The organism is Acinetobacter portensis (assembly GCF_010646905.1).
Classification (GTDB): Bacteria; Pseudomonadota; Gammaproteobacteria; order Pseudomonadales; family Moraxellaceae; genus Acinetobacter; species Acinetobacter portensis.
On the sequence record NZ_JAAARQ010000002.1, the window covers coordinates 2,083,460 to 2,095,694 of the forward strand.

Annotated in this window: 10 protein-coding genes and 2 tRNA genes; 4 read left to right on the plus strand and 8 right to left on the minus strand. The window is 37.9% G+C overall.

Annotated elements, in window-relative coordinates; translation table 11 throughout:
• Window positions 1-15: 15 nt before the first annotated feature.
• The 3 genes from GTK57_RS09880 to GTK57_RS09890 all read right to left on the minus strand — a co-directional run bounded on the left by GTK57_RS09880 (window position 16) and on the right by GTK57_RS09890 (window position 976).
• Window positions 16-588, minus strand: coding sequence for a DedA family protein (locus tag GTK57_RS09880; RefSeq protein WP_152874385.1), 573 nt, complete (start codon window positions 586-588; stop codon window positions 16-18).
• Between the two features lie 216 nt (window positions 589-804).
• A tRNA-Leu gene (locus GTK57_RS09885) sits at window positions 805-890 on the minus strand.
• Between the two features lie 12 nt (window positions 891-902).
• Window positions 903-976 (minus strand) — tRNA-Cys (locus tag GTK57_RS09890).
• Window positions 977-1,130: 154 nt separating this feature from the next.
• Here GTK57_RS09890 and folD point away from each other — a divergent pair.
• Together folD and GTK57_RS09900 are read left to right on the plus strand one after the other, a co-directional pair.
• The gene (gene folD / locus GTK57_RS09895; RefSeq protein WP_163123181.1) at window positions 1,131-1,979 is read left to right on the plus strand and encodes a bifunctional methylenetetrahydrofolate dehydrogenase/methenyltetrahydrofolate cyclohydrolase FolD; all 849 of its coding nucleotides are present in this window, start codon (window positions 1,131-1,133) and stop codon (window positions 1,977-1,979) included.
• Window positions 1,980-2,171: 192 nt separating this feature from the next.
• A complete protein-coding gene (locus tag GTK57_RS09900) occupies window positions 2,172-2,858 on the plus strand; it encodes a class I SAM-dependent methyltransferase (protein WP_163123184.1) in 687 nt (228 codons plus the stop codon).
• Between the two features lie 25 nt (window positions 2,859-2,883).
• Here the strand turns inward: GTK57_RS09900 and GTK57_RS09905 are convergent, their stop codons facing one another.
• From GTK57_RS09905 to GTK57_RS09925, 5 genes are all read right to left on the minus strand, one after another.
• Entirely contained in the window at window positions 2,884-3,309 is a 426-nt protein-coding gene (locus GTK57_RS09905; RefSeq protein WP_152874383.1) for a hypothetical protein, read from the minus strand.
• Window positions 3,310-3,478: 169 nt separating this feature from the next.
• Window positions 3,479-4,798: an MFS transporter gene (locus GTK57_RS09910; RefSeq protein ID WP_163123187.1), complete on the minus strand. Its 1,320-nt coding sequence runs from the start codon at window positions 4,796-4,798 to the stop codon at window positions 3,479-3,481.
• Window positions 4,799-5,065: 267 nt separating this feature from the next.
• A complete protein-coding gene (locus GTK57_RS09915) occupies window positions 5,066-6,382 on the minus strand; it encodes an MFS transporter (RefSeq protein ID WP_152874381.1) in 1,317 nt (438 codons plus the stop codon).
• Between the two features lie 345 nt (window positions 6,383-6,727).
• Window positions 6,728-7,150 (minus strand): hypothetical protein, encoded by a 423-nt coding sequence (locus GTK57_RS09920; RefSeq protein ID WP_152874387.1) that lies wholly within the window; start codon window positions 7,148-7,150, stop codon window positions 6,728-6,730.
• 101 nt (window positions 7,151-7,251) lie between these two features.
• The gene (locus tag GTK57_RS09925) at window positions 7,252-9,084 is read right to left on the minus strand and encodes a phosphoenolpyruvate carboxykinase (GTP) (RefSeq protein ID WP_163123190.1); all 1,833 of its coding nucleotides are present in this window, start codon (window positions 9,082-9,084) and stop codon (window positions 7,252-7,254) included.
• Between the two features lie 1,088 nt (window positions 9,085-10,172).
• On the opposite strand from GTK57_RS09925, the gene GTK57_RS09930 reads away from it, so the two are divergent.
• Window positions 10,173-10,463 (plus strand): co-chaperone GroES, encoded by a 291-nt coding sequence (locus tag GTK57_RS09930; RefSeq protein ID WP_152874379.1) that lies wholly within the window; start codon window positions 10,173-10,175, stop codon window positions 10,461-10,463.
• Between the two features lie 69 nt (window positions 10,464-10,532).
• Window positions 10,533-12,167, plus strand: coding sequence for a chaperonin GroEL (groL, locus tag GTK57_RS09935; RefSeq protein ID WP_152874378.1), 1,635 nt, complete (start codon window positions 10,533-10,535; stop codon window positions 12,165-12,167).
• The last annotated feature ends 68 nt before the right edge of the window (window positions 12,168-12,235 follow it).

The window sequence follows — 12,235 nt, forward strand, 5'->3', positions numbered from 1 at the left end:
AAAGCCAAGTGTAAATTACTTGGCTTGTTTTTTTAAAATATAAATTTTATAAAAAAGGATGAGCAGTATTATAGCAATTGTACATATAGTGACGATGGTGAGGTGCGTATGAAATATAGAACCCCATAATTGGTGAATTAAGTGGGTGATTTGTACACCAATAAAGATAATGACCATTGCCCAAATGAATGATGCAAAAATATTTATGACAAAATAATGCAAATAATTATATTTTTTGATTCCGAAACTAATAGGAATTACAGTTCTTAACCCCCATGCAAAGCGCATGCATAAAATTGTTATTGTTGGGTGTTTTTCAATAAATGAACTTGCTTGATTAAATTTATTGGCTAATTTAGGGTGTTTAGCTATGAAATTGTGGCCGAATTTTGAGCCAACGTGATAATAGAATTGATCTCCGATAAAAGCACCTATGGTTGCTGTAAGCACAAGCCACCAAATATTTAAAATATTCTGATGTGCTGCAAAAGAACCTAATAAAAGTACAGTTTCACCCTCGAAAAAGCTGCCTATAAATACAGCTAAGTATCCATAATTTTGTAATAAACTGGTCCAGTCTAATTCCATACTGAATACTCGATATATGCGGATTGTGAAAGGGTGATTATTGATTTCAATATACTGTGATGGGGGAAGTAGGAAGATGAGGTTTGATTATTAATAAAAATATAGTTCTGAAATTACAATAAAAAAAGAGGGTAAGCGATGTGTTACTAAATTTTAGATATAAAAAAACCAGCGCTAGGCTGGAAATTTTATTACACCATCTTCTAAGTTGAAGAATGGTGCCCGAGGCCAGACTCGAACTGGCACGCCTTGTGGGCGGGGGATTTTAAATCCCCTGTGTCTACCGATTTCACCACTCGGGCATTTTAACAAGATGGAGGCGGAGGTCGGAATCGAACCGGCGTACACGGAGTTGCAGTCCGCTGCATGACCACTCTGCCACCCCGCCATGTCTTGTTGATGCGTATATTAGCAAGCTCTGAAAAAAAAACAATAGCATAGTGGTGCTGTATGTGCAGAAAAACATCATATTGACAAAAATAATTAAAATAATGTTGTAGAATGTGCAAAATTGATTCATATCAACACTTGGGAGAAGTGCCGTGGCATTAGTTTTAGATGGTCGTGCATTGGCGAAAAAAATTGAAGCTGACTTGTTAACTCGCGTAGAAGCGTTAAAAGCAAAGTCAGGTCGTACTCCAATTTTAGCGACTATTTTAGTGGGTGACGATGGAGCATCTGCAACTTATGTACGTATGAAAGGGAATGCTTGCCGTCGTGTCGGTATGGATTCATTAAAAGTTGAATTGTCTTCAGAGACAACAACAGAGCAGTTACTTGCAGAAATTGAAAAATTGAATGCAAATCCAGATGTTCACGGTATTTTGTTACAACACCCTGTACCTGCACAAATTGATGAGCGTGCATGTTTTGATGCAATTTCACTTGCTAAGGATGTAGATGGCGTAACTTGCCTTGGTTATGGTCGTATGGCAATGGGTGAGGCAGCTTATGGTTCTGCAACACCTGCGGGCATCATGACAATCTTAAAAGAAAACAACATTGAAATTGCAGGTAAGCATGCGGTTGTTGTTGGTCGTTCTGCAATTTTGGGTAAACCAATGGCTGCAATGTTGCTAGAAGCAAATGCGACAGTAACGATTTGCCATTCACGTACTCAAGATTTAGCAAGCTTTGTTAAGCAAGCTGACATTATTGTAGGTGCTGTGGGTAAAGCTGAATTAATCCAAAAAGATTGGATTAAGCAAGGTGCAGTTGTTGTTGATGCTGGTTTCCATCCACGTGATGGCGGTGGTGTTGGTGATATTCAATTGGTTGGTATCGAAGACGTTGCTTCTGCTTATACGCCTGTTCCAGGTGGTGTAGGCCCTATGACAATCACAACTTTGATTCGTCAAACTGTGGAAGCTGCTGAAAAAGCGTTGGGTTAATTCCTATAGTGTTCCTTCTCCCATTGGGAGAAGGCTAGGATGAGGGAAACCTCTCCCTAACCCTCTCCTAAAAGGAGAGGGGAATTCGTTGTGAAAATAATGGATGCTCCTTCTCCCTCTGGGAGAAGGTTGGGATGAGGGTGATACATCAAGCATAATAGTTCTCTGAAACAGATAAAGAATAAAAATCCCATGAGCTGTACCCTCCGATTTTCTAAAGCACCCGAACATTTAATTAAAGCCTTGCATGAGGTTATTCCGCATTGTAATCTTCTTGCACAACAACTTCCTGAAACGCCAATTTCTCTTTGGTTGATTCCACCTGTTTTTCCTACCGATAAATTAGATGATGAAGTCATTCGTCGAATTTGGAATGACACGCCGTATTGGATTTTTTGTTGGGCATCTGGTTTGGCGATGGCACAGTGGCTTTTGGCGGAACCACATCATGTGAAAGATAAAGTGGTTTTAGATTTTGGTGCAGGTTCAGGCGTAGTTGCGATTGCTGCGAAAATGGCAGGAGCAAAGCGCGTTATTTGTTGTGATATAGATAAAGTAAGTTTAGATGCTTGTCGTGCCAATGCAGAATTAAATGGTGTTGAATTAGAGTATTTAGACGACTTGTATAAAGCAGAACAGATTGATATTTTGCTAGCAGCGGATGTACTTTATGATCAATGTAATCGCTTCTTTTTGGATGAGTTTTTAAAGTTTGCACCTGAAGTATGGGTTGCTGATAGTCGTGTGAAGAATTTTAGTCATCCTCAATATATCAAGCTTGATGAGCGTAGTGCGACAACTTGGCCTGATTTAGATGAATCACCAGAATTTAGAAATGTCAGTTTTTATAAAACGCTAGAAATAAAAAAGGGCATCTAAATTGCCCTTTTTAATGCTTAAAATATTAAGAACAGCTGTAGCGAACAACACGCAGTGTAGCTGGGCGAGCTTCAAGCGCTTGGCGAGTTGCATAGTCTTGGTCGCTATATAAACTTTGAGTATTAGATAAACCAACGCTTGTACGGCTTTGTCCAATTTGACGACCAAACTCAACATTTTGTTGCGGATTGGCAATTTCATTCACGCTTAGAATGCTCAGCTTGTATGTTTTAGATGCACCTAAAACTTTTTGGCAAGCACGTTGTAGCTTTGTTTCATCTAGTTGTTGATTTTGGCGACCAGCAAGTGTGTACGCCATTGTTGCTGAATCTGCTGTTTGAGATTCAATTTGATAGCCTACATTGCCGTTATATTGACGAGGCGTGCTTTGGCAAGCAGAAAGACCTAAAGCAAGTAAACCTAATCCTAAAAGTTTATAAGTGTTATCCATCTTTAAAGTTCCACATGTTTTTATATTGTTTGAGTATGCCATAAGGTTGTTGATTTCACGATGATAGTTTTACAAAGTTTTCATTTTATTTATTTTGTGATTTATCTTTAAAAAAACCAAAAAATAAACCCTCAATTGAGGGTTTATTTTAGGGAAAATGCCTGATTCTTTAATTATCAGTAATTAAGCTATTTTTCTTGGTATCTTTCATGAAAATATAGGTAATTAAAGAAATACCAATCATGAAAGTAATGTAGTAGAAGAAGTAATTTTCATGTCCTGCATTTTTAAAGCTTAAAGCCACTAATTCTGCTGTACCACCAAATAAAGTGTTTGCAATTGCATATGGAAGTGCAACGCCAAGCGCACGAATATGTGCAGGGAAAAGTTCTGCTTTGACTACAGCATTAATTGCTGTGTAACCAGTAACAATGACCATTCCGCTCATACATAAAATAAAGGCTGTTGTTGGGTTTGTGGTAGATCCTAAGCCATTAAAAATTGGAATAGTGAATAAAACACCCAATACACCAAAGGCAATCATAATGGGTTTGCGACCAATTTTATCTGACAATGCGCCAACTGCAGGTTGAATTAACATGAAGATAAAGATTGCAGCAGTGGTAATCTCAGTTGCAGTAGTTTTTTCAAAACCAGATGTATTTACAAGATACTTTTGAAGATAAGTTGTAAATGTGTTGAAGGCTAAAGTACCACCCGCTGTGAGCATAATTACGGTGAATGCTTGTTTTGGATATTTGGTGAATAAAGCCAAAGCACTCGATTTTTCGCCACCATTTTTGGCTTGTTCTTGTGCTTTTTTTGATGATTCTGTTTCAACTAATCCACGACGAATCCAGAATACGACAATTGCAAGTAAAGCACCAATGGCGAAAGGAATACGCCAGCCCCATTCAGTCAGTTGACCTTCAGAAAGTGTGCGTTGTAGTACGATTAATACACATAGCGCAAGTAATTGACCTGAAATAAGTGTTACATATTGGAAGCTAGAAAAGAAACCACGATGATTTTTCCCAGCCATTTCTGTTAAGTACGTTGCGCTTGAGCCATACTCACCACCAACACTCAAGCCTTGAATTAAACGTGCCAATAGTAAAATTGCAGGTGCAAGCATACCTACAGAATCATAAGTTGGTGCACAAGCAATCATGAGTGAGCCAAGGCACATTAATGAAACTGAAACAGTTAAGCCTGCTTTACGTCCTTTTCTGTCTGCATAAATACCCATAACCCAAGCGCCAATAGGGCGCATTAGGAAACCAAGTGCAAAAACTGCTGCGGCTTGAAGAAGTTTGACGGTGCTATCACCATCTGGGAAAAATTGATTTGCAAAATAGAGGGTGAATGCTGCATAAACATACCAGTCGTACCATTCGACAAGGTTACCTGCGGATCCACCTAAGATAGATTTGACACGTGTTTTTCGATCAAGTGGCACTTCTGCAACCTGAGATGATGAGTTTGACACAGCATTCTCCAAGGAGTGTGGGCAAAATGCATCCTTTTAAATTCTGAGTGATAAAACTTAAAAAAATATATTTTGTCGAATTGAGGGAGATAACATTAGATGAAGTATTTATACGCTTTTTGTCTTAATTCTTCATTCGACTTTAGTCTGAAATTATAGGAAAACTTAAGATGTAAATTGAATTAAAGCCTAATTACTAAGATGTAAAATGAATAAAACCCTCAATTTGAGGGTTTTATGTACAAAAATATTAAGACTTTTTAGGAATTAATTATCTGTAATCATAGAATGTTTTTTAGTATCTTTCATGAAAATATAGGTAATTAAAGAAAGACCAATCATGAAAGTAATGTAGTAGAAGAAGTAGTGTTCATAACCTGCATTTTTAAAGCTAAGCGCAACTAACTCTGCTGTACCACCAAATAAGGTGTTGGCAATGGCATATGGTAAAGCAACACCTAATGCACGAATATGAGCAGGGAATAGCTCTGCTTTTACCACGGCATTAATGGCTGTATAACCAGACACAATAATCATACCGCTCATACACAGCATAAATGCAGTCATTGCATTGTTGGTTGCACCAATATGATTGAAAATTGGAATGGTGAAAATTACACCTAAAACACCAAAGGCAATCATAATGGGTTTACGACCAATTTTATCTGATAAAGCGCCAATAGCAGGCTGAATCAGCATGAAGATAAAAATAGCAGCAGTTGTAATTTCGGTTGCTGTTGTTTTTTCGAAGCCTGAGGTATTTACTAAATATTTTTGAAGATAGGTTGTAAATGTATTGAAGGCTAATGTACCGCCAGCGGTGAGCATAATAACGGTAAATGCAGCTTTGGGGTGTTTTGTGAAAAGTTCGACAAATCCAGATTTAGGACCACCTTCTTTCGCCATTTTTTGAGCTTGTTTTGAAGATTCACTTTCAACCAGTCCACGACGAATCCAGAATACAACAATGGCTAAAATTGCGCCAATAAAGAATGGAACACGCCATCCCCATTCACCTAAGGCATCTTCGCTTAAAGTGCGTTGTAAGATAATTAAAGTACAAAGTGCTAAAAGTTGACCTGAAATAAGTGTTACATATTGGAAGCTTGAGAAGAAACCACGATGATTTTTACCTGCCATTTCACTTAAGTAAGTTGCGCTTGAACCATATTCGCCACCAACACTTAAACCTTGTAGTAAACGTGCAAATAAAAGCATTGCGGGCGCGAGCATCCCAATAGTTTCGTAAGTTGGCGTACAAGCAATAATTAAAGAGCCCACACACATTAAGGAAACAGATAAAGATAAGCCTGCTTTACGACCATGACGGTCTGCGTAAACCCCCATAATCCATGCGCCAATGGGGCGCATCAGGAAACCAAGGGCAAAAACAGCGGCAGCCTGTAGAAGTTTTACTGTGCTGTCACCTTCAGGGAAAAATTTAGGTGCAAAATATAAGGTAAATGCGGCGTATACATACCAGTCATACCACTCAACTAAGTTACCTGCTGAACCACCAATAATAGATTTAACGCGTGTTTTGCGATCGATGGTTGGTTGTTCTATTTGAGCTTCATTGCTCATCGTTTTCTCCATAATTTTTGGAGTATCAAATTTTTAATAAGGATGATGATGTTTGCATGGTCCATATAAAAATTATTGATTTATCCATATACATTGTCAGTATTTTAAGTTAAATATTTTGATGTAATATTCAACTTAAAATATAATTTAAATAATTGGCTGTAAATATATCCTATTTTTTTATCCATAGTTATTGCTTAAATTTGATGCTTTTTATAGTGCTTGAGTGAGTTTATATATATAAAAATAGTGCATTTTTGTAGTGCGCCATTTGTCGGATTTTTTAAAGCTTATTTCATGAGTATTAAAAAAGGCCGCTTACGCGACCTTTTGGGAAAAATCAAATTAAATCAATTTACCATTAAGTTGTTGGCAGTCGATTGGTGAATTGAATTTTACAGCCGTACCTGTGATGACAGGACGAACAATTCTCCATGGCCAAAAACCAAAGCGTTGGCTACCATTATAGTTAATTACAGCATCTGCTTTATAGCGCGTTGCAATTGTTGAAATTGTCGGATATAGATCGACTACAGAGCCGTAAGTGCCTTTACCCGCCTTAATGCGTTTAATGACTTTGTAGTCGGTATTTGATGGATTGCCCTCAATAAGACAGATCATTTTTGCTTGATCATTTGGTGTTGCAACTTCAACATTATTAGTTGTTACGTTATTCGTTTGAACTGGTGTAACTGTTGTAGATAGTTCTGCATGTGAAGTTGTTGTAATAAAAAGACCAGCTAGGCTAGCAATAATGATCTTGTTCATATTCATGTAGGTATTTTCCCCTTTCTAAAATAGTAAAAAATAAAGCGCACATTTTAGTGTAAAAAAAGGCCGCTTACGCGACCTTTATACTTAAGTATTAATTAAGCAGATTTCTTAACAGCTTCTAAAAGTTCATTTTGACGAGCTTTTAATGCAGCTGGAAGGCGTTCACCTAACTTGTCAAACAATTCAGTATGACTTTCAAGCTCTTTGATCCATTGATCTTTGTCTTGAGAAGTTACAAGGTTAAATTGTTCTTTAGTGAAGTCTGAACCAGTCCAGTTCAATTGTTCGTAAGTTGGAACACGACCAATTGGAGTTTCAACAGCAGTAGCACGACCTTCACAACGGTCAATGATCCACTCAAGAACACGCATGTTTTGACCAAAACCAGGCCACACGAAGTTGCCTTCTGCATCACGACGGAACCAGTTTACGTTGTAAATACCTGGAAGCTTGTTGCCAGCAGCTTCAGCTTTAGCAGCAACTTGCTCACCCATTTCTAACCAATGAGCGAAGTAGTCAGCCATGTTGTAACCAGCAAATGGAAGCATCGCAAATGGGTCGCGACGAACAACACCTTGTTGACCAACAGCAGCAGCAGTCGTTTCAGAACCCATTGTTGCAGCTTTATAAACGCCATCAACCCAATTAGTTGCTTCAGCAATTAGAGGTACTGTGTCTGCACGACGACCACCAAAGATGAATGCAGAAATTGGAACACCCGCTGGATTTTCCCAGTCAGCATCAATAGAAGGGCATTGACCTGCAGCAACTGTGAAGCGAGCATTTGGATGCGCAGCTTTTTCTTCGCCAGTATGCGGTTGACCTTTCCAGTTAGTCAGGTTAGCAGGCGCTTCTTTAGTCAGACCTTCCCACCAAATTTCGCCATTATCTGTAACAGCAACGTTTGTGTAGATTACGTCTTTATGTAAAGTAGACATGCAGTTCGGGTTGGTCTTAGTATTTGTACCAGGAGCAACACCGAAGAAACCAGCTTCAGGGTTAATTGCATATAAGCGACCATCTTCACCTGGTTTGATCCAAGCAATATCGTCACCTACGGTTTCAATTTTCCAACCTTCGTAGCCTGCTGGTGGAATCAACATTGCGAAGTTTGTTTTACCACAAGCAGAAGGGAATGCAGCTGCGATGTAGTGTTTTTCACCTTTTGGATTAGTCACGCCAAGGATGAGCATGTGTTCAGCTAACCAACCTTGTTGACGACCCATGTAAGATGCAATACGTAATGCTAGGCATTTTTTACCAAGTAATGCGTTACCACCGTAACCAGAACCGTAAGACCAGATTTCACGAGTTTCTGGATAATGAACAATCCATTTATCAGGGTTGCAAGGCCATGCAACGTCTTTTTGACCTTCTTCAAGCGGAGCACCTACAGTGTGTACGCAAGGAACGTATTCACCGTCAGTACCAAGAACGTCATAAACCGCTTTACCCATACGTGCCATTTTAGACATGCTTACAGCAACGTAAGGTGAATCTGTTAATTCGATACCGATATGAGCAATATGAGAACCTAGAGGACCCATAGAGAAAGGAACAACGTACAAAGTACGACCTTTCATTGAGCCATCAAACAAGCCGTTAAGACGAGTACGCATTTCAGCTGGAGCTTCCCAGTTGTTTGTTGCGCCAGCATCTTCTTGTTTTTCAGAACAAATATATGTACGACCTTCAACACGAGCAACGTCAGAAGGATCAGAATTAGCAAGGTAAGAACCAGGATGTTTCTCTTGGCTAAGCGCTTGCATAGTGCCGTTAGCGATCATCAAGTCGATATAACGTTGATTTTCTTCTTCGCTGCCGTCACACCATTCAATTTTCGCTGGTTTCGTTAATTTTGCAATTTCTTCCACCCAAGCAATAAGCTTAGGGTGACGAACGAATTCTGGTGCGTTCACTTGGGTCATGATGAGGCCTATCTCAAATGTGTACAAGCTGTACAGTATAATTCTGTGCAATGGGATACATTGCAAAGATGAAATATAAAAAGTGGCGCTATTAAAGCATAAAATGATAAAAAAAATAAGACTTAAGCATTAGTTCATATTTTGGCAATAGAACTGTGTTTTTTTGATTAATATTAATTAAAACAATATCTTATGTAATTTTTTTTCAAAATAATTGGTATTTCCAACTACAATGCATGGTATTTATTTTAATTATGGTTAATTAAAACAGTAGCTTACTGTGTTTGTTTTTTGCAATTTCATTATTGATTTAATAAATGGTGGTAATTCCTAATTTGTATAAAACTATAAATTGATTAATATTTAAGTTATTGAAATCAGAATAAATTCTAAAGAGATCGTAAATTTATATTAATCTAGAATAAGAAGCATTGGAAAACATAATTTTAGCTCTAAGGAATCGGAGATATTCTTTGTAAAATTGCACTTTTATCTTTAGATTTTTCTTAACTACAGCATTTTGCACTCATAAAATAACATAAATATTTTATATCTTTTTACGGAGATTTTTTGGCTGAGCGAGAACGTTCATTTATAAATTAAATAATGCGTCATGATGGTTTTCTAATTTAACAGAAGGGTTTATTTAAATTGACTATTTCTAAGTGATTTAAAATCTAGAACTTAAATTATCCTTATTGCTCTGAAATAAGGTCTAAGCAATACCTTAAAACTGAGTTTAGAAAAATTAGATAGATTGATGAAATAAGTCAATTATTTACTTTCATTGTATTTATATATAAAAGTATAAATTCTTTAAGTGGGTGGAACTACCCAATTAAAAATAGTCAATCAAATAGATATGAAAACAATAGTAAGAAATGCTTTTAGATCAATTCAGCTTATGAATGGTTGTTTTGAATAAAACTTATACAAAAAAGCGCATTTTTTTTAGTGCTTACCCTTGAAGCGATATTTTCCATCCCCACAACAGAGTCATCAAAATGATTTTCTGATGATGATGTATGGAAATCAAATTGTCATCATCATTTAACTAAATAAAAGACATGAGTCTGATGGAGTTTACTATGAGCAATATTCGTCCTTTACACGATAATGTTGTTATTCGCCGTGTTGAAAAGGAAACTAAAACTGCTGGTGGTCTTATTTTAAGTACTTCAGCAGCAGAGCAACCAGCGCAAGGTGAAATCATCGCAGTGGGTAATGGTAAAGTAACGGACAATGGCGTACGTGCTTTAGATGTTAAAGTTGGCGACACTGTTTTGTTTGGTACTTATGCGGGTACTAAAGTAAAAGTAGATGGTGAAGAACTTCTTATCATGAAAGAATCTGATATTTTAGCGGTACTTGCAGGTTAATCTTTAAAAGTAAATTCAAATCTGTACGACACAGATTGATAAAAAATTTAAAAATATTTGGAGTTAAACATGTCAGCTAAAGACGTAAAATTCGGTGATTCAGCGCGTTCAAAAATGATCGCAGGCGTAAACGTACTTGCAGATGCTGTAAAAGTAACTTTAGGCCCTAAAGGTCGTAACGTTGTAATCGACCGTTCTTTTGGCGCACCGCACATCACTAAAGATGGTGTAACTGTTGCTAAAGAAATCGCGTTAAAAGACAAGTTTGAAAACATGGGCGCTCAATTGGTTCGTGAAGTATCTTCAAAAACCAATGACATTGCAGGTGACGGTACAACAACTGCAACTGTTCTTGCTCAAGCAATTTTAAATGAAGGGATCAAGTCTGTAACTGCAGGTATGAACCCAATGGATTTGAAACGCGGTATCGATCTTGCAGTTCGTGCAGTTGTTGAAAATATCAAAGCAACAGCTAAACCAGCTTCTGATACGAAAGCAATTGAACAAGTGGGTTCAATTTCTGCAAACTCAGATACCACTGTGGGCAAGCTTATTGCTCAAGCAATGGAACGTGTAGGTAAAGAAGGCGTAATTACTGTAGAAGAAGGTTCAAGCTTCGAAGATTCTCTAGATGTTGTAGAGGGTATGCAGTTTGACCGTGGTTATATCAGCCCGTACTTTGCAAACAAACAAGAAACATTAACAGCTGAACTTGAAAATCCGTTCATTCTTCTTGTTGATAAAAAAATCAGCAACATTCGTGAATTGATTTCAGTATTAGAAGCTGTTGCTAAATCGGGTAAACCACTTCTTATCATCGCTGAAGATGTTGATGGTGAAGCATTGGCAACTCTTGTTGTAAACAACATGCGTGGCATTATTAAAGTATGTGCTGTTAAAGCTCCTGGTTTTGGTGATCGTCGTAAAGCAATGTTGCAAGATATTGCGATCTTAACTGGCGCAACTGTAATTTCTGAAGAAGTAGGTATGTCTTTAGAAACTGCTTCACTTCAAGATTTAGGTACAGCACACAAAATTACGGTTTCTAAAGAAAACACTGTAATTGTTGATGGTGCAGGTAATGCTGCTCAAATTGCTGAGCGTGTAACTCAAATTCGTGCGCAAATTGAAGAATCTACTTCAGAATACGACAAAGAAAAACTTCAAGAACGCGTTGCTAAGTTGGCTGGCGGTGTTGCTGTTATCAAAATTGGTGCTGCAACAGAAGTTGAAATGAAAGAGAAGAAAGACCGTGTTGATGATGCGCTTCATGCAACTCGCGCTGCGGTTGAAGAAGGTGTGGTTGCTGGTGGTGGTGTTGCGTTAGTTCGTGCAGCAGCAGCACTTGAAGGCTTAACTGGTGCAAACGATGATCAAAACGTAGGTATCAATATTTTACGTCGCGCAATTGAAGCACCACTTCGTCAAATCGTTTCTAACTCAGGCGATGAGCCTTCAGTTGTAATTAATGCAGTTAAAAACGGTGAAGGTAACTTCGGTTACAATGCTGCGACTTCTGAATATGGCGACATGTTAGAAATGGGTATTCTTGACCCTGCGAAAGTAACGCGTTCAGCTCTTGAACATGCTGCATCTGTTGCAGGCTTAATGCTTACTACTGAATGTATGATTACTGACATTCCAGAAGACAAACCTGCAATGCCTGATATGGGCGGTATGGGTGGTATGGGCGGTATGATGTAATTCATCATAGTTCATGTAAAAAAGGTCGCTAATTTAGCGACCTTTTTTATTTGCTTGAATTTTATGCT

Coding starts and splice junctions, on each gene's coding strand:
- GTK57_RS09880 (WP_152874385.1), bottom strand. CDS start 588: ATGGAATTAGACTGGACCAGTTTATTACAAAATTATGGATACTTAGCT.
- GTK57_RS09900 (WP_163123184.1), top strand. CDS start 2,172: ATGAGCTGTACCCTCCGATTTTCTAAAGCACCCGAACATTTAATTAAA.
- GTK57_RS09905 (WP_152874383.1), bottom strand. CDS start 3,309: ATGGATAACACTTATAAACTTTTAGGATTAGGTTTACTTGCTTTAGGT.
- GTK57_RS09915 (WP_152874381.1), bottom strand. CDS start 6,382: ATGAGCAATGAAGCTCAAATAGAACAACCAACCATCGATCGCAAAACA.
- GTK57_RS09920 (WP_152874387.1), bottom strand. CDS start 7,150: ATGAACAAGATCATTATTGCTAGCCTAGCTGGTCTTTTTATTACAACA.
- GTK57_RS09925 (WP_163123190.1), bottom strand. CDS start 9,084: ATGACCCAAGTGAACGCACCAGAATTCGTTCGTCACCCTAAGCTTATT.
- GTK57_RS09930 (WP_152874379.1), top strand. CDS start 10,173: ATGAGCAATATTCGTCCTTTACACGATAATGTTGTTATTCGCCGTGTT.
- groL (WP_152874378.1), top strand. CDS start 10,533: ATGTCAGCTAAAGACGTAAAATTCGGTGATTCAGCGCGTTCAAAAATG.